Raw genomic sequence first — 19,153 nt, 5'->3', positions numbered from 1 at the left:
TTTAATCGAGATAAAAAAAATTGCAAATATGAGGTGAGAAACGATGGTAGAAAAACGAATTCCGATTCAAGTTGCTGAGGCAGTAGAGAGGGTAATGGAATGTGCGAAGAATGGTGAAGTAGAAGAGGTTTCTATTACGGAAAGTTACGGGAGAATTCTTGGGGAGGATGTTGTCTCTGATCATGACGTTCCTCATTTTGATCGTTCTCCTTACGATGGTTTCGCAATCCGGGCAGAAGATACGAAAGAAGCAAATCAAGAGAATTCGATTGAGTTTGAAGTAATAGGAGAGATCGGAGCGGGATTTGTTTTTACAGAAGAAGTAGGGTCTTTTCAGGCAGTTCGTATTATGACAGGAGCAGCTATTCCAGAGGATTGTAATGCAGTCGTAATGCTAGAACTGACAGAGGGTTTTGAGAAGAACGGAAAAACATATATGAAGTTAAAGCGTCCTTTTCATAGTGGTGACAATGTGTCATTTAAAGGAGAAGATATAAAACAAAATCAAGTTCTCGTTCAAAAAGGCGTTGCAATTAATCCAGGTGTTGCCGCTTTATTAGCGACGTTTGGATATAGTACTGTGAAAGTTGTAAAACAGCCTGTTGTTGGTATTGTGACGACAGGAAGTGAATTGTTAGAAGTACATGAGTCGTTACAGCCGGGGAAAATTAGAAATAGCAACTCCTATATGATTGCGGCTCAAATTATGAAAGCCGGAGGGAAAGTTCGTTATTATGGCCAACTTGCCGACGAGTTAGATGCATGTTTTACAGCGGTTCAATCAGCGATGGATGAGGTTGATATTTTAATTACGACAGGCGGTGTGTCGGTAGGAGATTATGACTACTTGCCGGCCATTTATGAAAGATTACAAGCGAATGTACTCTTTAATAAAATAGCGATGAGGCCAGGAAGTGTAACGACAGTAGCTGAAGTTAATGGGAAGTTACTTTTCGGTTTATCAGGAAATCCGTCAGCTTGTTACGTAGGCTTTGAGTTATTTGTGCATCCGGTGATCCAAACATATTTGTATGCGAAGGAGCCTCACGTATATAGAGCAGATGCTATTTTACAAAAAGATTTTCCAAAGCCAAATCCGTTCACTCGTTTTGTAAGAGCAAAGGTGACAATCGCGGAAGGGGTATTACAAGCGATGCCGGTCGGTTTAGATAAATCGAGTGCGGTATCTTCACTCGCAGATGCGAATGCTTTTATTGTATTGCCTGGAGGAACGAGAGGATTTGAGGCAGGGATGAAAGTATCTGTATTATTGTTAGAGCACAACGAGGGATGTGATTGGCCATGGGCAAAGCCCCTTCAATCTTACAAATAGTAGGATATCAAAATAGCGGGAAAACAACGCTTGTTGAGAAAATAGTGCATGCGTTAGCTGAACGGAAAATGAAAGTTGCTACCATTAAACATCATGGGCACGGAGGTTTGCCGGAAGTAGTGCAAAAAGATAGTGAAAGGCACCGAAAGGCTGGTGCTGTCGTTAGTAGTGTAGAAGGCGCTGGATTACTTTCACTGTCGTCATTAAGAGAGGAATGGTCCTTGCAAGAAATTATTCGCTTATATGAGTTTTTTGAAGTGGATACAATTTTAATAGAGGGCTATAAAAAAGAGAACTATCCGAAAGTAGTGTTACTTCGTTCTGCGGAAGATGTTGAACTTTTACATAAAGTAGAAAATATAGTAGCAGTTATTACGTGGCATGATGCCTCCGCAAACTTACGAGAAAAATATAAAGTATTTCATATAACAGAAGAAGAGTTGTATATAGACTGGTTTTTACAAACGGTAAGGAGTACGAAATGACAAATACGTATTATGAAGTAATTGAGTCAGAAATCTCGATTGAAGAGGTAGCGAAGAAAGTTATACGCCGTGAATGCGGTGCTGTTACAACTTTTATTGGAACGGTTAGAGAGTTTACGAAAGGGCGTCGTACATTATACTTAGAGTATGTCGCTTATAAAACGATGGCAGAAAAGATGTTAGAGAAAATTGGTTCAGAAGTGAAAGAGAAGTGGCCAGGTACATACGTTGCGATTACACATCGCACCGGAACACTGCAAATTTCTGATATCGCGGTTGTTGTTGCAGTTTCAACGCCGCACCGTAAAGCGGCTTATGAGGCGAATGAATATATTATGGAACGCATAAAACAAATTGTTCCGATTTGGAAAAAAGAGTTTTGGGAAGATGGAGATTCATGGATTGGTGATCAATTAGAAAAAACGCCATATCCGGCGGGAGAGCCTGGGAAGGAGCTATAAGTATGATTCGAGTATTGTTATTCGCGTACTTGCAAGAGGAAGCTGGAACAAGTGAGTTACAAATAGAGAAAGAAAATATTACGGTTGCAGAGTTAAAAGATGTTGTTGCTAAAGAATATAATGTACCAATGACAGCGCCAATTATGGTTGCAATTAATGAAGAATATGCAAATGAAGATGACACGGTCCAATCTGGTGATGTTGTTGCACTAATCCCACCGGTGAGCGGTGGTTAATATTGGATTCATGAAAACGACTTTCCTATATTGGGGAAGTCGTTTTTTTATAGCAGTTTTGTGAACACTAACGTATAGAACAAGGAGGGTGTTATGAAAAAAATATGTGTAGTTATTATAATGATATGTTTGGTCTTTTTCTCTTCTCCAAGCGATTCTTTCGCGAAAGAATCAAGGGAACAGCTTTTAGAGAGTGCATTATCGAATAGGTATTATTCGGTTATTAGACAAGTGACAGAAGATCAATATGAATGTGCTTCGGTTATAAATACAAAACGTCTCGGCAAGAATGGTGAGTTCGTTCCTAGATTTGAAATTACGCTACAATTTCTTACGTTCCAAGGTGCACATAATCCGCCGAATGATAAAGTTACACTTACTTTGGAAGATCATTTAGATCACGTAAAGATAAAGAAAGTAGAGCGAGAAAAGAATGTTTCTGGTTCTATTGCAGAAAAAGTTTGTGAACGAGAAAGAGAAAAAATAAAAGCTCACTCTAATGATTCAGAGTGATAATCTATGACACTCAGTAAAGAAAGGTAATGAGCGATGGACATACTTTTAGCGATTTTACCGGCTCTATTTTGGGGGAGTATTGTGCTATTTAACGTGAAACTGGGCGGAGGACCGTATAGTCAAACGCTCGGTACAACGTTTGGTGCACTTATTTTCTCGATTGTTGTTTATATTTTTATGAAGCCCGTATTAACTCCTACTGTTATCGGGGTTGGGATTGTGTCAGGTTTATTTTGGGCACTTGGTCAGGCGAATCAATTAAAAAGTATTGATTTAATGGGCGTTTCGAGGACGATGCCCATTTCAACAGGACTTCAATTAGTTGCGACGACTTTATTTGGAGTCATCGTATTTCATGAGTGGTCCACGACGATATCAGTTGTCCTTGGTGTATTGGCGCTCATTTGTATTATTATCGGTGTTATTTTAACATCACTTCAAAGTGAAGAAGAAAAGAGTGCAGAGCAAGCGGGGAATTTTAAAAGAGGCATTATCATTTTATTGATTTCAACAGTCGGTTATTTAGTTTATGTAGTAGTAATTAGACTATTTAACGTAGATGGTTGGTCAGCTTTATTGCCACAAGCAGTCGGTATGGTGTTAGGGGGCATTTTGCTTACTTTTAAACATCATCCATTTAATAAATATGCAATACGAAATATTATTCCAGGATTAATTTGGGCAGCTGGAAATATGTTTTTATTCATTTCGCAGCCGCGTGTTGGAGTGGCAACAAGTTTCTCGCTATCACAAATGGGAATTATTATTTCAACGCTTGGTGGGATTCTTATATTAGGTGAAAGAAAAACGAAACGCCAATTAACGGGTATTGTTATCGGTATCGTTTTTATTATCGCAGCTGGAATTATGTTAGGTATTGCAAAAAGTTAAAGGAGGTATGGAAATGTATAGTGATTTAGCAGGGAAAGTTGTCGTTATTACAGGATCGGCAACTGGTCTTGGAAGAGCGATGGGAGTGAGGTTTGCTAAGGAGAAAGCGAAAGTAGTGATTAACTATCGCTCACGAGAGTCAGAAGCGCATGATGTATTAGAAGAAATTAAGAAAGTAGGCGGAGAAGCGATTGCTGTAAAAGGTGATGTGACGGTTGAGTCTGATGTTGTGAACCTCATTCAATCTGCTGTGAAAGAATTTGGTACGCTCGATGTTATGATTAATAATGCAGGGATAGAAAATGCGGTACCATCGCATGAAATGCCGCTTGAAGATTGGAATAAAGTAATCAATACAAATTTAACAGGTGCTTTTTTAGGAAGCCGTGAAGCGATTAAATATTTTGTAGAGCACGATATTAAAGGATCTGTTATTAATATGTCGAGTGTTCATGAGAAAATTCCGTGGCCACTATTTGTGCACTATGCGGCGAGTAAAGGCGGCATTAAACTGATGACAGAAACGTTAGCGCTAGAATACGCACCAAAAGGCATTCGAGTAAATAATATTGGGCCAGGTGCAATAAATACGCCCATTAATGCAGAGAAGTTTGCTGATCCTAAAAAACGTGCTGACGTAGAAAGCATGATACCGATGGGTTACATCGGAAAACCGGAAGAAATTGCAGCAGTCGCAACGTGGCTCGCTTCATCGGAGGCAAGCTACGTAACTGGAATTACGTTATTTGCAGACGGTGGAATGACGTTATATCCATCGTTCCAAGCAGGACGCGGGTAATAAAAAAGGACAAAGAGGTTTATCTCTTTGTCCTTTTTAAGCAAAAAAAATAGCGGTCGGCTATTTTAAATTTAATGATTAATTGTATCTTGAAGATATGCTGTTGCTTGATGTTCAGAAACATTTTGTACGAGTGCAACTTCGCTAATCATCATTTTTCGGGCATTATCTAGCATTTGTTTTTCGCTCGCATTTAAAGCTCTCTCTTTATTGCGGCGAAGCAAATCCCGAACAACTTCTGCGCTATCTTGCAGATTGCCGTTTTTCATTTTTTCCATATTCATTGTATATCTTTGTTTCCAGGAAAGTGATGTATCTGATTCCCCGTTTTGAAATTCAAGAAGTATATCATCTAACGTACCTTTATCTACGATATAACGAATACCTGATTTTTGTAATTGATCCATAGGAAGCATTACTTGCATATCTTTACTAATGATACGTATCACACAGTATTGACGTATAGTTCCTAATATTTCTTTCTCTTCAATGGCTTCGATGACTCCTGCGCCGTTCATTGGATAAACGATTTTATCACCAATTTGAAACAAATCATCCACCTCCATATGTGGTAACCATCTTTAATGATAACATAAGTGAATAAAAATGTCAAATTTTATATAATACCATAATAATTATGTTCGAGTCAATAAGTAAAAGCTCTTTTTTTATATATATTTTTTGCTCTTACTTACCTATGATTTTTTTAGAAAAATAGTACAGGTGAGGAAGGTAGGCATATCCACTTATTTTTAAGCATAAAATATAAAATCGCTAATACAATATACCTAAATCCGTTCTTTGCAAAGGAGGGAGAGAAGGTGGGGCGCACAATAAAAATTGATATTACAAATAAAGTTGTAGCTAAATTTAGACCAGATTGTTTGGAATTATATACGAGTAAATTTATGATAGGTAAGTTTTATGTCTATACTGAAGGTAAACAATATGTGTTAGAAGACGGATATATATATGAAGACGGAAAATTTTATCGCATCATAGATACGCACCGTGGCAATAATCAAGCGGCGGAGGGCTGCGATCTAGGATGGTGTTAACATGATTCGTGTGAAAGTGTTTGATGAAAGTCACGAAAAAGACTTAGAAGACGCTGTAAATGTGTTTTTGAAAAAGATTGATGATAGTAACTTTGTAGATATTAAGTACCAAGTCGGTGTTTCCATTAACGATGATGAGAACCAAATTTATTGTTTTTCAGCAATGATTGTTTATAAAGCATAAAAAAGAGCTGGGGAGCCAGCTCTTTTTTATGCTTTATGTTGGGACAACATGTGTCGGTAATACGTTCATAATAGATGGGGGTGCGTCTAATTTCTTTGTCGTTAAAAGAGGCTCCCCAGTTTCATGATTTTGGGCATCTGTACACATACCAAGGTGATAACGATCACCTAAAAATGGATCAATATAAAAACCGTTTTTGAATACTTTATCATTCGGATGTTTTTCATGATGAATATCAGAGCAGTTAATGCAATAGAACATAGCTTTCATCTCCTTTTTATTTTTGTTTGAAAAAAGTGAGTCGGTAGTCATTTCGCTCCTAAGGAAATGTTGAGGAGAAGAGAAATAACTACCTACTCAAATGGTGGGCATATTCCTTCTGATTTTTCATATCTCGCGTAGTGTCCCTGAGGGAAGGAGGAGAGACGAAATACGCATGATATACGTAAGGCGCTTCTTTCAAGATGAATGATGGAGTTTCATGTTGAGAGAAGTTTTTATTTTTTGTTGCCTTTGTGAGTATATTATGAGGAAATGCTCAGAGGGTGTTTGTCCTGTTGAAAAAATGTTGAGAATTTCTCAACAGTAAGAAAATATCAATGTTGACATATAACCAAAAGGTGTTATATTATCTGAATGTAACCAAAAGGTGTCATATTTGAACGCCGAATAAAGGAGAATGAAAATGGAACAACAAAATACATTAACTGATATTAAACAAACGATTGTTTTTAACGCGTCTATTCAAAAAGTATGGAATGTAGTATCAACAGCAGAAGGAATTTCATCATGGTTTATGCCAAATGATTTTAAATTAGAAGTAGGGCATGAATTTCATGTGCAATCCCCATTCGGGCCATCACCATGTAAAGTGTTAGAAATCGATGAGCCAAACTATCTATCTTTCTCATGGGATACAGATGGCTGGGTCGTTTCATTTAATCTGAAAGACCTAGGAGATAATAAAACAGAATTTACGTTAATTCACGGCGGTTGGAAACATCCTGATGAAATTCTTCTGAAAGCGAATGCGAAGAGCTCTATTATTCGCGATAGAATGAGCGGTGGCTGGGTAGCGATTGTAAATGAAAAACTGAAAAAGGTTGTTGAAGGTTAAGTGTCCTCATCAGCAGCGAAATATGATGTGTTTCAAGCGATTGCTGATCCAACCCGCCGAGAAGTAATACGGTTATTAAGTGATAAAGAGTTACCGATTTCCAAAATAACGGATCATTTTCCGATGAGTCGTACTGCGGTTGTAAAGCATCTTCATATACTTTCGGAAGCAAATTTAGTAAGCGGAAGAAAAAGCGGAAGAGAGAAGATCTATCGTTTGCATCCAGAACCATTAGAGGAATTACAACAGTGGCTCTCGTATTATGAACGTTTTTGGGATAATAAATTGTCCATGCTGAAACATATTGTGGAGAATGAAGAATAATAAAGAGGATGACCGAAATGGTCATCCTCTTTATTATTGCTCACTTGTTTGTGTAGCTGGCTTTAGTAAAAGCCAAGCGATAATTAATGTACATACTGCTAATACGAAAGTACTCATATAAATGACATGTACACTTGCTGCTAATGCGGATTGCGATTCAGTTGCTACATTTGCTGTAGTTCCGCCGTGTCCACCAGATACAAGATCAAGGTTTTTAATGCCGCGTGCGTGAATCATCGTATTGAAGATTGTGCCAAAGATTGCAGCACCTAACGTTTGACTAAATGTATTAATAAATGTGTTTAAACCAACGGCTGTTCCGCGTGTATGAGCTGGTACGGCTGCTTGAATTGTTACCATATAAATTGGTGTCACAAGCCCCATTCCTAAGCCGAATAATCCGACTGCTACATAAATAAGGAACGATGGTGAATGTGTTGATAATGTAAATAATAAGAACGTAGCGACTGATAAAATGCTAGCTCCAAGTAAAATGATTTGTTTCGTTTTTAATTTGCCTACTAAGTTACCGGAGAAAATAGCGCCAAATGTCCACATAACAGGAATAGGCATTAAAATAAGTCCAGCTTCCGTTGCATTTTTTCCTAATACACCTTGGCTCCAAATTGGAAGGTACATTGTAATACTAATGATCATTGCGCCAGCAATAAGCGTTAATATGTTTATCGTAGATAGTGTACGATTAGAGAAAAGTGCTAGCGGAATTAATGGTTCCGGAGATTTTTTCTCGATGAATAAGAAAATAATGAATGAAACGACAGAGAAGATTAATAGACCGATAATTGTTATGTCTCCCCAGTTTTGCTTACTGCTACCTGTTAATAATGCGTATAGTAAAGCGATTGTGCTTAATGAAAAGACTGTAGCACCAAGGTAGTCGATATGTTGCTTAGATGACTTAATAGATTCTTTGTAATAAATTGCAATCATTAAACAAGCGATAATTCCGAATGGAACGTTTAAGAAGAAAATATAACGCCAAGATAGGGAATCCACTAAAAATCCACCTACTAACGGTCCGATAACACCAGATACACCCCAAACGGCACTCATCCAGCCTTGTGCTTTTGCGCGGTCTCTCGCTTCACTATATAAGTCTCCAATAATCGTCATTGTGATTGGCATAACAGCACCAGCACCTATACCTTGAAGAGCGCGGAAGAAAATTAACTGTTCCATCGATGTAACGACTCCGCAAAGCGCAGAACCGATTAAGAAGATTGTAGCTCCGATGAGTAAAACTTTTTTACGCCCGAATAAATCAGCGAGTTTTCCGTATATTGGAGTCGAAACAGCTGTTGCAAGCATATAAATTGCATATACCCAACTAACAAGTTCGACGCCTGACAAATCACTCGTTATACGAGGGATTGCTGTACTAACAATCGTTCCTTCTACCGCAGAAAGAAACGTCATTAGCATTAAAGACATCATGACTTTTTTTCTCATATGTTTTCCCCTTACCCTTTTTTAAATATTCAACAATATAAAATATAAAGGTACTAAGGTATATAAAGCAACAAAAAAGCAATGGGAAGTTAAGTGGAGCGTATATTTGTGGCTTTTTTTCGGTAAGTCGATATATTTGAGGAATCACCGATATAATTTCATGTACCTATAAAAAAAGAAACAGGAATCCCTGTTTCTTTTTTAATACTGCATTTTTGCGTTTTCTCCAGCTGTTGTTCCGGCAATTCTACCAGTAACGAGAGCAGATGTAATGTTATAGCCACCAGTATAACCGTGAATATCAAGAACTTCTCCGCAGAAATATACGCCGTTCGTGAATTTAGAAGACATTTCTTTCGGATTAATTTCTTTAACGGATACACCGCCGCCAGTAACGAATGCTTTTTCAATTGACTGCGTACCATTTACATTCACAGTAAACTCTTTAAAGTCTTTTACAAGTGCACGAATCTTCTCGTGAGAAACTTGTCCAGCTTGTTCACTACCGTCAATTTCATTTTTTTCTAATAAGAATAGGAAGTAACGTTCAGGTACATAACCTTTTAAAACGTTTTTAATTCCCTTTTTCGGATCTTCTTTCATTTGTTTCAGCATGCGCTGGAATAGTTGTTCACTATTTTCTTCTGGCAATGCATCGATACTCATTTGAACTGTATTCGTTTTAAACTTTTTTAGTGCTTTCACGACGAATTGACTACAGCGAAGAGCGGCAGGACCAGATAGGCCGAAATGAGTGAAGAGCATGTCCATTTTGTGAGAAATGATAGCTTTTCCTTTCGGGTTTAATACGCTTAAGTTTACATCGCGTAAAGCAAGGCCTTGTAATACGCGATCACGAATAAATGGTTCGTTTGAAAGGATCGGTACTTCTGTTGGGAATAACTCTGTAATTGTATGCCCAGCTTTTTCAGCCCAAGCGTATCCGTCTCCAGTAGAGCCAGTTTGAGGAACAGATTTTCCGCCAACAGCGATAACGACATGATTTGTTTCTAACACTTCGCCAGTTTGCAGTACGACTGCTTTCGTTTGACCATTCTCATATTCAATCGTTTCAACAGGTGTATTTGTACGGATTTTTACACCTAAGTCTTTTAATCGTGTTAAAAGTGCGTCTACTACTGATTGTGCTTTATTTGATACAGGGAACATGCGACCATGATCTTCTTCTTTTAGTTGCACGCCAAGCTTTTCGAAGAATGTAATAATATCTTCATTATTGAAAATAGAAAAAGCGCTGTATAAGAAGCGGCCGTTTCCTGGTATATGTTTAACGATCTCATCAAGTGGTAGACGGTTCGTTACGTTACAACGGCCACCACCAGAAATCGCAAGTTTACGCCCTAGTTTATTTCCTTTATCAAGAAGTAAGACATTTCCGCCTTCTTCTGCAGCACCGATTGCAGCCATTAGACCAGAAGGCCCGCCGCCGATGACAATAACATCATAATGCATAATATATCGACCTCATTTTCTACATTTCCTGCCTAAAAGAATAGCATGTTTTCCCTTAAAAGAAAAATAGAGTGAAGTACTGCTTAAGGAGAGAATTGTGGTACAATACAAAAGTTAGAGTTCAGCACTATCCTGCTATTTGCGGGTAATAAGACTAAAACCTTAAGATGTAAGAGAAATAAATAGGGAGTTTGGCAGCCCGTAAATGCTCGAATAGTTCCATTAATTATAGTTTCACTTTATGTAGATGTAGGAGGATTTTTGTATGTCCGATTCGAAATTTCTGCGCGGGACGCTTATTGTTACGTTAGGGACATTTTTAGTAAAGTTCTTAGGCATGATTTACGTCTTTCCGTTTCATGCATTAGTAGGTACAGAAGGCGGAACGCTCTATACATATGGATACATTCCATATACGATCTTTTTAAGTATTGCAACGGCAGGGGTACCGCTTGCTGTTTCAAAATTTGTTTCCAAATATAATGCGCTTGGCGATTATAAAACGAGCCGGAGAATGTTCCGCTCGGGAATGGTTATGATGATAGTAACAGGAGTTCTTTCGTTCCTAGTTCTATACATGACAGCGCCACTGTTTGCAGAAGCAATGCTTGGTAAACAAAGTGTACACAGTAATATAGGAGAAGTTACGACGATTATTCGTCTTGTAAGTTTTGCTCTTATTGTTGTACCAGCAGCGAGTTTAATTCGTGGTTATTTCCAAGGTCACCAATCGATGGGACCGACTACTGTTTCGCAAATTATTGAGCAAATTATTCGTATCGTCTTTTTATTAGCGGGTAGTTTTATCGTTATTAAAGTACTTGGCGGTACAGTTGCAACAGCAGTTGGGGTAGCGACATTTGCTGCGTTCGTTTCAGCAGTTGGAGCGCTCGGTGTACTTATTTGGTACTGGTTAAAACGTAAAAAACATTTGGATCAATATTTAATTGAACAAACTGTACCAGAATCGACAGTGAGTACCGTTCAATTATTTAAAGAATTATTTGCATATGCGATTCCTTACGTTGTAATTGGGTTAACAATTCCTTTATATCAACAAATTGATACATTGACATTTAACTCAATTATGCAGGCGATTGGCCAAGGTGATATTGCAGAGAGAGCGCTTGGTATTTTCACAATGTGGACACATAAATTAATTATGATTCCTGTATCACTTGCAACAGCGTTTAGTTTAACGCTTGTACCAGCGATTACAAAATCATTTACTGAAAAACAATACCGTTATTTAAAGTTACAAATTACACAAACATTCCAGGCAAATATGTTCTTAACATTGCCAGCAGTTGTGGGTATTTCAACACTTGCATACCCAATTTATACTGCGTTCTATGACTCAGATCCACTAGGTGGACAAGTGTTAATGTGGTATGCACCGGTTGCGTTGTTATTCGCTTTATTTACAGTAACAGCAGCAATTCTGCAAGGAATCAACCAACAAAAACATGCGATTGTCGCGCTTATTATGGGTGTTATTTTGAAATTCGTATGTAACGTAATCTTTATTCGTTATTTCGGTACAGTTGGAGCGATTTTAGCTACTGCAGTCGGATTCTTAGCTTCCGTATGGTATACGAATAGACAAATCAAAAAACATGTACACTATTCATTTGGTGTTGTATATAAGAGAACATTCCAAATTGCAGTATTAACACTTGTAATGGTCATTACTGTAAAGTTATCACAATGGATTCTGTCCTTCATGATTTCGCCTGATGGCCGAATGGGTGCTCTTATTACAGTTGTGGTTTGTGCAGGTATTGGTGGTCTTGTGTACGGATTGTTAGCAATTCGCACAGGAGTACTTGAACGAGTATTTGGCGGAGAAGCGTTAGAGAAAATCCAGCGTAAACTTGGCAATAGATTCAAAATAAAGTTGAAATCAAAAGGGGCGTAATTACGTCCCCTTTTCTATGATAAACAAAGAAGGTGAAAAACGTGAGATTAGATAAATTATTAGCAAATATGGGATATGGAAGTAGAAAAGAAGTAAAGAAATTATTGAAAGACGGCGTTGTGAAAATTGATGGAACGCCAGTGAAAGATGCGAAGGTTCATGTAAATGTAGAAGAGCAAGAAGTTATGATTCACGGAGAAGTTGTGGAATATAAAGAGTTTGTTTACTTAATGTTGCATAAACCACAAGGCGTTATTTCAGCGACAGAAGATGATAATCATGAAACAGTAATAGATTTATTAGAGTTAGAAGATGCAATCTTTGATCCGTTCCCAGTTGGACGACTTGATATTGATACGGAAGGTTTCTTATTGATAACAAATGACGGGAAGTTATCACATCAATTGTTATCTCCGAAAAAGCATGTGCCGAAAAAATATTATGCACACGTTGCAGGAGTAGTAACAGAAGAGGATGTAAAAGAGTTTGCTAAAGGTGTTATTTTAGATGATGGCTATGAAACAAAGCCAGGTGCACTTACAATATTAAAAAGTGAGGAGATTTCTGAAATCGAGCTTGTCATTACAGAAGGAAAGTTCCATCAAGTGAAGCGTATGTTTGAAGCGGTAGGGAAAAAAGTAGTCTACCTAAAGAGAACAGAGATGGGACCGTTAGTATTAGATGAAGAGTTAGAACTTGGAGAATACCGAGAGCTATCAGATGAAGAAGTAGAGATGTTAAAAACATATCAAGTAGATACTGAGAAATAGTGCTGTTTTTCGGCGCAGAAAAGACCCCTTTCTAATGAGTTAGAAAGGGGTATGTATTTATTTACATACAATTATTTTTTCATTATGAGGTCATTCTCACTTTCTTTCCTGTTGTTGTCCACTTACCGCGGCAAGGGCTATACACGAGTTCATTAAACTGCAACACATTTAGATCACGTTGTATCGTTCGCGGTGTGATCCCGAACTCATCTACAAGGTCTTTCGTCGTTACCGTTCCGTTTTCATTGATGTACATATAAATTGATTTAATGCGTGTTAGCATACGAGTAGTTGTAGGTTTCAAGAGAAAACCACTCCTCTACTAGTTTTTTTGACCCCATTCAGGAAAGAAGGTCGTTACTACCATTGTACTCTACATGATAAAATTCATGCTTTAATCTACTTAAATTTTACAAAAGTTTAACAAATATTCATATAGAAAAATATTGGTAGTTGACATTATATATATGGTCAGTCAACTAACACATAAAATTCTACGTAAAACGCCAAATTCCTGCAAATTTTTTTGGGAAAATAAAAGAAAAACTAATAAGAAATATCTGAAATATTACAATTGTTCGGTATTTGGTTTTCGTGTATAGCATAAGAGATTTCGGTTTGTTATGATGAAAGAAACAATATAGTGAAGGATGGATGCGTGATGTCAGCAATTAATTGGACAGAAGAAGTTGCAAAACGAAAAGATGATTTAATTCGTGATACACAACAATTTTTACAAATTAAAAGTGTATGGGAAGAAGAATCGGCGAAAGAGGGCGCACCATTCGGCGAAGGTGTAGAAAAAGCTTTATCGTTTATGTTACATAAAGGGGAAACAGAAGGCTTTGCTTCTAAAAATTTAGAAGGATATGCAGGTCATCTTGAAATGGGACAAGGAGAAGAGTTAGTAGGTATTCTTTGTCACGTTGACGTTGTACCAGAAGGAGATGGCTGGACGACTCCTGCATATAGTGCAGATATTCGCGACGGAAAGATTTTTGCGCGTGGTGCAATTGACGATAAAGGCCCAACGATGGCAGCTTATTATGCGATGAAAATTGTGAAAGAATTAGGTTTACCTCTTTCAAAACGCGTTCGCATGATTTTAGGAACAGATGAGGAAAGCAATTGGAAATGTGTAGATCACTACTTTAAAAATGAAGAAATGCCAACAATCGGTTTTGCGCCAGACGCAGATTTTCCAATTATTAATGCAGAAAAAGGAATTTCTGATATACAAGTTGTGCAAAGTGGTAGTGAAGAGAAGAAAGGTACATATGAACTTGTTTCATTTGAATCAGGTCGCCGTTTAAATATGGTTCCTGATTTTGCAGAAGCAATTATTATAGGAGAAGATGTAAATGCACTTACAGTAGCATATGAGGAGTATTTACAAACTGCTAAAAAAATAGGTGAAGCCATTGTAGAAGGTAATAAGGTGACGTTGCAAATTAAAGGGATTTCAGCTCACGGATCTACTCCGGAGAAGGGTGAGAATGCCGGTTTATTACTGGCAAACTTCTTAACGAAAGTCGCTCTTGATGGAAAAGGAGCTTCGTTTGCAACATTTGCAATAGAAACATTTACTGGTGATATTTATGGTGAAAAGGCTACTATCGCCTATAAAGATGAAGTTAGCGGTCCGTTAACAGTAAATGTTGGTCGTCTTTCTTATACGAAAGAGACTGGTGGTAATTTAGGATTAAATGTACGTTATCCAGTTACGACTAACTTTGAAGAGATGATTGCGAAGTTAAAAGAATACGTTGGTACTCATGGATTTGAAGTAGCGGACTATTCGAACTCTCGCCCGCATCACGTTGATAAAGACCATGTGTTAATTCGTACGTTGCAACGCGTATATGAAGAACAAACAGGAGAAAAAGCAGAGCTATTAGCAATCGGCGGCGGTACTTACGCTCGTTCATTGAAAGCTGGTGTTGCGTTTGGTCCGTTGTTCCCTGGAAAAGAAGAACTTGCGCATCAAAAAGACGAGTACATTGAAATTGAAGACTTATTAAAAGCAACAGCAATTTACGCGCAAGCAATTCATGAATTAGCGAAGTAATAGATATATAAATAATAGGAGACCGTCCCGATACATACTTTGGGACGGTTTTCTGTTACGTATTGTTTGTTGTTAAGCCGATATAATTTGATTTATTAGCCCAACCTTAATTTGGTTAGACTTGTAGGGAAGTTTGATTCTTTTCGCTTGAATGAGATAAGAAAGAAAAGCAACAATAGAAAGAAGGAGAAGATGTACATGGAGCCGCATTATTTTGTCGCGATTACTTTACCAAATCATATAAAAGAAGTGCTGTCTATTCATAAAGAGGAAATGAAAGAGGAATTGCCATTTCGTTCGTGGGTACATAAAGAAGACTATCATATTACCCTTTCATTTTTAGGTAGTGCGACAGAGGAACAATTAGAAGGAATACAGAATGGATTACAAACACTTACAGAAACAAAGGAACTATCGTTCACATTACAAGGATTTTCAACGTTCGGTATGGAAGATAGACCGCGTATTTTTTGGTCGAAGGTAAGCGAGAATCACGATTTGTTTCAATTACAAAAGCAAGTGCACGCTATTTGTGAAGGGAATGGCTTTTCTTTAGAAACTCGCCCGTATCATCCGCATATTACTGTTGCTCGTAAATGGGTAGGAGAAGAGAAGTTTGATTTAGAACATATAAAGGAAGTGCCTGAAATATCATTTCAAGCGGATACGATTACTTTATACGAATCTCACGTGAAGGAGACACCGAAGTATAAAGCAATTGCTGAAATAAAATTACAAAAATAGAATGTATGAAAACGTTTTTTATACAGGTGAATATACTATAAAGAACAATGTGTTACTGTATAGGGTGTTGCTGATAAGAAAAGCCTTATCATTTGCAGCTCGTTTCATTTAACTTTAAGAATGATGGTGATTTTTTTATGCTGAAAGTAAAACGTCCATTTGATGCCTACTTAGATGAAATGAATAAAATTACAATTTTGCTCCCACATGCGTATGGAACAAGCCGGACATTTCGTTTGCAAGAAGGAAGTAACGTGAAAGATTTACCGATTGCTCATACAATTGCGCTTCCGGATGCAACGAAGTATGAGTGCTTTATAGAAGAGCCGCTAGATGTGGGGAAGTATTATACAGTACGAGATGAACGGAATGAAGAAACAGATTTACAAATAGGTGCTGTCATAAGAACGGCGATTTTTGATGAAAAGTATTATTACGAAGGTACTGATTTAGGTGCTGTGTATCAAAAAGAAGCAACTATATTTAAAGTATGGGCTCCAACTGCGAGACTTGCAAAAATAAGGATTTATAAAAGTGATAAAGAGTATATCGATCATGAAATGTATAGAGGAGAAAATGGAGTTTGGACTCATACATTACAAGGCGATTTAGCCGGAGCAAAGTATACATTTCTTGTTTGTATTAATTTAATATGGAATGAAGCGGTGGATCCTTACGCAAAGTCAGTGACTGTAAATGGGAAGTACGGCATTGTTATCGATTTGGAAAAGACAAATGTAACAAAGCGAGAGCAATTACCGCCATTACAGTCAATGACAGATGCTATATTGTATGAACTGCATATTCGTGATGCTACTATTCATCCGAATAGTGGAGTGAGTAAAAAAGGAACGTATAAAGGGCTAATGGAAGAAGGAACAACAGGGGAAAATGGGACGTTGACAGGCTTGTCTCATATAAAAGATTTAGGTGTTACACATGTTGAGTTATTACCTTTATATTGTTTCGGTGGTGTAGATGAGGCGAATCCTTCCTCTGCCTATAATTGGGGTTACAATCCATTATATTACAATGCGCCAACGGGATATTATGCTACAAATCCCTCTGATCCATATAACAGGATAGTAGAGTGTAAACAGTTAATTGAAACATTTCATGAGCATGACATTAGAGTGATTATAGATGTTGTATATAATCATGTTTATGAAAGAGAGCTATCATCATTTGAAAAGCTTGTCCCAGGATATTATTTCCGTCATGGTGAAAATGGTATGCCTTCTAATGGGACGGGAGTCGGGAATGATATAGCATCTGAACGAAAAATGATAAGGAAATTCATTGTAGAGTCTATTTTATATTGGCTTACTGAATACAATGTTGATGGATTCCGGTTCGACTTAATGGGAATTATAGATGTTGATACAATGAATATAATAGAAAAAGAAGTGCGAAACATAAAGCGAGATGCATTGTTATTAGGAGAAGGGTGGGAGCTACAAACACCACTTCCTGCCGAAGAAAAAGCAACGTTAAATAATGCAAAGAAAATGCCGTATATTGCGCAATTTAATGATCAATTTCGTGATGGGATAAAAGGGAGTACCTTTCATATAAATAAACGTGGTTTTGCATTTGGTGGGCATGTAGACTGTAATCATTTGCAGTATATAGCATCAGGAAGCCTTTTGCGTATGAAAGAAACAGGTTTGTTTCTAGAGCCTGTGCAAAGCATTAACTATGTAGAATGCCATGACAATATGACGATGTGGGATAAACTAATGCGCAGTAATGAAGAGCCAGAGGAGATTTTGAAAAAACGCCACCTTCTAGCGAGCGCAATGGTGATTCTGTCGCAAGGTATTCCTTTCTTACATGCTGGGCAAGAGTTTTATCGTACGAAGCAAGGGAATGAAAATAGTTATAATGCCAATGATGAAATTAATCAATTAGATTGGGATCAAAAAGAGAAAGAGATAGAGACCGTTCACTATATAAAAGGTTTAATTGCGATTCGCAAAGAGCACAGAGCATTCCGATTACAAAACGCAGATCTTATAAAAAAACATATGACTTTTTTGCAAACATCTCCAGAAGTACTTGCATACCACCTAGAGCATGTAGAAGCGTTTGGGCCGTGGAAAGAGATTGTCGTTTTATTTAATAGTGGTTTAGAAGCTAAAACGGTGCAACTTCCGAAAGAAGAAATGTGGCATGTGTTAGTAAACGAAAAGCAAGCGAAAATAGAGCCAATTTCTTCATTTAGAGGAAAGGAACTTAGGCTCGCTCCAATTAGCACGTATATATTGACGATAATGTGACAAATCGCTACTTGACGATGAGAATGTAATAAATGTAGAATTGACAAAGGTGACGATTTTGATAATTTGTCATTCTATGGCTGGTTTTGTAAAATAAAATAGAGAGTTTTTGGCTTATGCCAAATTTTCTTTTCATTTACAGTAAAATATATGAATCCACAACATGTGTAGAAATGTTGCGGTTTTCTTTTCATAACTATAAAAGATAAGGATTTGTTAACGGGTAATGAATATGGAATGGTTGGAACAATTATTAGGAAAAGAGTGGAGTCTTGTACCGGCTGGTGGAGTAACGGGCGATGCATATATTGCGCAAAACGGACAACAGAAGTTATTTTTAAAGCGGAATACATCGCCCTTTTTAGCGGTATTGTCAGCAGAAGGAATTGTTCCAAAATTACTTTGGACAAGAAGGGTAACGAACGGTGATGTAATTTCTGCTCAAAAATGGCTTCCGGGACAGAAGCTAGAGCCAGAGGATATGAAACTAGAACGTGTTGCAAAACTTTTGAAGAAAATACACTCCTCTAAAGCGCTTGTACAGATGATTCAAAGACTTGGGAAGCAGCCGCTTCACGCACAAGAGTTATTACAACAACTGCAACTTGTTTTAAGAGGAGATATAAGGGATGATGAAACAATTCAGCAAGGCCTTCAATATTTAATGGATTCATTAAAAGATATTGAATACAACGAATTCGTTGTATGCCATTGTGATGTAAACCATAACAACTGGCTATTGTCGGATGAAGATGAGTTGTTTTTAATTGATTGGGATGGAGCTGTAATTGCTGACCCAGCTCTAGACCTCGGTATGTTATTATATTGGTACATTCCGCGCCACGAATGGAGCGAGTGGCTCGAATATTATGATATTGAAATGGATGAATCGCTGCTTAGACGTATGAGATGGTATGTAATAGCACAAACGATTTTGTCTATGCAATGGCACACAACAAAAAAACAGCAAGCAGAAGCTGAATATTGGCATCAATATTTACAGCAGCTACTTGCTTCAGAGTAATAT

At 37.5% G+C, this 19,153-nt stretch carries 22 protein-coding genes; 17 read left to right on the top strand and 5 right to left on the bottom strand.

Annotated elements, in window-relative coordinates; all coding sequences use genetic code 11:
• The first annotated feature begins 43 nt into the window (after nt 1–43).
• The 7 genes from moeA to F8162_RS13950 all read left to right on the top strand — a co-directional run bounded on the left by moeA (nt 44) and on the right by F8162_RS13950 (nt 4,721).
• The gene (moeA, locus tag F8162_RS13980) at nt 44–1,333 is read left to right on the top strand and encodes a molybdopterin molybdotransferase MoeA (protein WP_151633830.1); all 1,290 of its coding nucleotides are present in this window, start codon (nt 44–46) and stop codon (nt 1,331–1,333) included.
• On the top strand, nt 1,297–1,818 hold the full coding sequence (mobB, locus tag F8162_RS13975) for a molybdopterin-guanine dinucleotide biosynthesis protein B (RefSeq protein ID WP_151633827.1): 522 nt from the start codon (nt 1,297–1,299) through the stop codon (nt 1,816–1,818). Before moeA ends, mobB begins: the two co-directional genes overlap by 37 nt.
• On the top strand, nt 1,815–2,279 hold the full coding sequence (gene moaE, locus F8162_RS13970; protein WP_151633825.1) for a molybdopterin synthase catalytic subunit MoaE: 465 nt from the start codon (nt 1,815–1,817) through the stop codon (nt 2,277–2,279). Before mobB ends, moaE begins: the two co-directional genes overlap by 4 nt.
• Nucleotides 2,280–2,281: 2 nt before the next feature.
• Nucleotides 2,282–2,515, top strand: a complete 234-nt coding sequence (moaD, locus tag F8162_RS13965) for a molybdopterin converting factor subunit 1 (protein WP_151633823.1) — start codon at nt 2,282–2,284, stop codon at nt 2,513–2,515.
• 93 nt (nt 2,516–2,608) lie between these two features.
• Complete coding sequence (locus F8162_RS13960) at nt 2,609–3,028, top strand: DUF3888 domain-containing protein (RefSeq protein WP_151633821.1); 420 nt, start codon at nt 2,609–2,611, stop codon at nt 3,026–3,028.
• Between the two features lie 36 nt (nt 3,029–3,064).
• A complete protein-coding gene (gene glcU, locus F8162_RS13955) occupies nt 3,065–3,922 on the top strand; it encodes a glucose uptake protein GlcU (protein ID WP_151633819.1) in 858 nt (285 codons plus the stop codon).
• Between the two features lie 13 nt (nt 3,923–3,935).
• The gene (locus tag F8162_RS13950) at nt 3,936–4,721 is read left to right on the top strand and encodes a glucose 1-dehydrogenase (protein WP_000286669.1); all 786 of its coding nucleotides are present in this window, start codon (nt 3,936–3,938) and stop codon (nt 4,719–4,721) included.
• A 71-nt stretch (nt 4,722–4,792) separates the two neighbouring features.
• Here the strand turns inward: F8162_RS13950 and F8162_RS13945 are convergent, their stop codons facing one another.
• On the bottom strand, nt 4,793–5,287 hold the full coding sequence (locus F8162_RS13945) for a CarD family transcriptional regulator (protein WP_192797619.1): 495 nt from the start codon (nt 5,285–5,287) through the stop codon (nt 4,793–4,795).
• A 255-nt stretch (nt 5,288–5,542) separates the two neighbouring features.
• Here F8162_RS13945 and F8162_RS13940 point away from each other — a divergent pair, with 255 nt between their 5' ends.
• A complete protein-coding gene (locus F8162_RS13940) occupies nt 5,543–5,779 on the top strand; it encodes a DUF2553 family protein (RefSeq protein WP_000533797.1) in 237 nt (78 codons plus the stop codon).
• Nucleotide 5,780: 1 nt separating this feature from the next.
• Nucleotides 5,781–5,963 carry a sporulation protein Cse60 gene (locus F8162_RS13935; protein ID WP_000621751.1) on the top strand — a complete coding sequence of 61 codons (183 nt, stop codon included), beginning with the start codon at nt 5,781–5,783 and terminating at the stop codon, nt 5,961–5,963.
• 33 nt (nt 5,964–5,996) lie between these two features.
• Here F8162_RS13935 and F8162_RS13930 read toward each other — a convergent pair whose 3' ends face one another.
• The gene (locus tag F8162_RS13930) at nt 5,997–6,224 is read right to left on the bottom strand and encodes a DUF3973 domain-containing protein (protein WP_151633815.1); all 228 of its coding nucleotides are present in this window, start codon (nt 6,222–6,224) and stop codon (nt 5,997–5,999) included.
• Nucleotides 6,225–6,648: 424 nt separating this feature from the next.
• Between F8162_RS13930 and F8162_RS13920 the strand changes: the two genes are divergently transcribed.
• A complete protein-coding gene (locus tag F8162_RS13920; protein ID WP_151633813.1) occupies nt 6,649–7,080 on the top strand; it encodes an SRPBCC family protein in 432 nt (143 codons plus the stop codon).
• Nucleotides 7,081–7,404, top strand: a complete 324-nt coding sequence (locus F8162_RS13915) for an ArsR/SmtB family transcription factor (protein ID WP_000098837.1) — start codon at nt 7,081–7,083, stop codon at nt 7,402–7,404.
• A gap of 33 nt (nt 7,405–7,437) precedes the next feature.
• Here the strand turns inward: F8162_RS13915 and F8162_RS13910 are convergent, their stop codons facing one another.
• The gene (locus tag F8162_RS13910; protein ID WP_151633811.1) at nt 7,438–8,874 is read right to left on the bottom strand and encodes an MDR family MFS transporter; all 1,437 of its coding nucleotides are present in this window, start codon (nt 8,872–8,874) and stop codon (nt 7,438–7,440) included.
• A gap of 201 nt (nt 8,875–9,075) precedes the next feature.
• Nucleotides 9,076–10,347, bottom strand: a complete 1,272-nt coding sequence (locus F8162_RS13905; RefSeq protein ID WP_151633809.1) for an NAD(P)/FAD-dependent oxidoreductase — start codon at nt 10,345–10,347, stop codon at nt 9,076–9,078.
• Between the two features lie 265 nt (nt 10,348–10,612).
• On the opposite strand from F8162_RS13905, the gene F8162_RS13900 reads away from it, so the two are divergent.
• Nucleotides 10,613–12,265, top strand: a complete 1,653-nt coding sequence (locus F8162_RS13900) for a polysaccharide biosynthesis protein (protein ID WP_151633807.1) — start codon at nt 10,613–10,615, stop codon at nt 12,263–12,265.
• 41 nt (nt 12,266–12,306) lie between these two features.
• On the top strand, nt 12,307–13,035 hold the full coding sequence (locus F8162_RS13895) for a pseudouridine synthase (RefSeq protein ID WP_151633805.1): 729 nt from the start codon (nt 12,307–12,309) through the stop codon (nt 13,033–13,035).
• Nucleotides 13,036–13,117: 82 nt separating this feature from the next.
• On the opposite strand, the gene F8162_RS13890 is transcribed toward F8162_RS13895, so the two are convergent.
• Nucleotides 13,118–13,339: a DeoR family transcriptional regulator gene (locus F8162_RS13890; RefSeq protein ID WP_000805512.1), complete on the bottom strand. Its 222-nt coding sequence runs from the start codon at nt 13,337–13,339 to the stop codon at nt 13,118–13,120.
• A gap of 357 nt (nt 13,340–13,696) precedes the next feature.
• Here F8162_RS13890 and pepV point away from each other — a divergent pair, with 357 nt between their 5' ends.
• From pepV to F8162_RS13870, 4 genes are all read left to right on the top strand, one after another.
• Nucleotides 13,697–15,103, top strand: coding sequence for a dipeptidase PepV (pepV, locus tag F8162_RS13885; RefSeq protein WP_151633803.1), 1,407 nt, complete (start codon nt 13,697–13,699; stop codon nt 15,101–15,103).
• 198 nt (nt 15,104–15,301) lie between these two features.
• The gene (gene thpR / locus F8162_RS13880; protein WP_151633801.1) at nt 15,302–15,847 is read left to right on the top strand and encodes an RNA 2',3'-cyclic phosphodiesterase; all 546 of its coding nucleotides are present in this window, start codon (nt 15,302–15,304) and stop codon (nt 15,845–15,847) included.
• 137 nt (nt 15,848–15,984) lie between these two features.
• Nucleotides 15,985–18,126, top strand: coding sequence for a type I pullulanase (gene pulA, locus F8162_RS13875; RefSeq protein ID WP_151633799.1), 2,142 nt, complete (start codon nt 15,985–15,987; stop codon nt 18,124–18,126).
• 226 nt (nt 18,127–18,352) lie between these two features.
• Nucleotides 18,353–19,150 carry a phosphotransferase family protein gene (locus tag F8162_RS13870; RefSeq protein WP_002096266.1) on the top strand — a complete coding sequence of 266 codons (798 nt, stop codon included), beginning with the start codon at nt 18,353–18,355 and terminating at the stop codon, nt 19,148–19,150.
• Nucleotides 19,151–19,153: the final 3 nt, after the last annotated feature.

It is taken from the genome of Bacillus sp. CH140a_4T, from assembly GCF_008923725.1.
Classification (GTDB): domain Bacteria; phylum Bacillota; class Bacilli; order Bacillales; family Bacillaceae_G; genus Bacillus_A.
The sequence above is the reverse complement of the archived record's forward strand: the minus strand, read 5'-3'. Positions and strand labels throughout refer to the sequence as shown.

Excerpts from the sequence above, each read along its gene's own strand:
- F8162_RS13900 (WP_151633807.1), top strand. The coding sequence starts at position 10,613 with ATGTCCGATTCGAAATTTCTGCGCGGGACGCTTATTGTTACGTTAGGG.
- F8162_RS13905 (WP_151633809.1), bottom strand. The coding sequence starts at position 10,347 with ATGCATTATGATGTTATTGTCATCGGCGGCGGGCCTTCTGGTCTAATG.
- F8162_RS13960 (WP_151633821.1), top strand. The coding sequence starts at position 2,609 with ATGAAAAAAATATGTGTAGTTATTATAATGATATGTTTGGTCTTTTTC.
- glcU (WP_151633819.1), top strand. The coding sequence starts at position 3,065 with ATGGACATACTTTTAGCGATTTTACCGGCTCTATTTTGGGGGAGTATT.
- F8162_RS13945 (WP_192797619.1), bottom strand. The coding sequence starts at position 5,287 with ATGGAGGTGGATGATTTGTTTCAAATTGGTGATAAAATCGTTTATCCA.
- pulA (WP_151633799.1), top strand. The coding sequence starts at position 15,985 with ATGCTGAAAGTAAAACGTCCATTTGATGCCTACTTAGATGAAATGAAT.
- F8162_RS13930 (WP_151633815.1), bottom strand. The coding sequence starts at position 6,224 with ATGTTCTATTGCATTAACTGCTCTGATATTCATCATGAAAAACATCCG.
- F8162_RS13870 (WP_002096266.1), top strand. The coding sequence starts at position 18,353 with ATGAATATGGAATGGTTGGAACAATTATTAGGAAAAGAGTGGAGTCTT.
- moeA (WP_151633830.1), top strand. The coding sequence starts at position 44 with ATGGTAGAAAAACGAATTCCGATTCAAGTTGCTGAGGCAGTAGAGAGG.
- pepV (WP_151633803.1), top strand. The coding sequence starts at position 13,697 with ATGTCAGCAATTAATTGGACAGAAGAAGTTGCAAAACGAAAAGATGAT.
- F8162_RS13950 (WP_000286669.1), top strand. The coding sequence starts at position 3,936 with ATGTATAGTGATTTAGCAGGGAAAGTTGTCGTTATTACAGGATCGGCA.
- moaD (WP_151633823.1), top strand. The coding sequence starts at position 2,282 with ATGATTCGAGTATTGTTATTCGCGTACTTGCAAGAGGAAGCTGGAACA.
- F8162_RS13935 (WP_000621751.1), top strand. The coding sequence starts at position 5,781 with ATGATTCGTGTGAAAGTGTTTGATGAAAGTCACGAAAAAGACTTAGAA.
- thpR (WP_151633801.1), top strand. The coding sequence starts at position 15,302 with ATGGAGCCGCATTATTTTGTCGCGATTACTTTACCAAATCATATAAAA.
- F8162_RS13910 (WP_151633811.1), bottom strand. The coding sequence starts at position 8,874 with ATGAGAAAAAAAGTCATGATGTCTTTAATGCTAATGACGTTTCTTTCT.
- F8162_RS13920 (WP_151633813.1), top strand. The coding sequence starts at position 6,649 with ATGGAACAACAAAATACATTAACTGATATTAAACAAACGATTGTTTTT.
- moaE (WP_151633825.1), top strand. The coding sequence starts at position 1,815 with ATGACAAATACGTATTATGAAGTAATTGAGTCAGAAATCTCGATTGAA.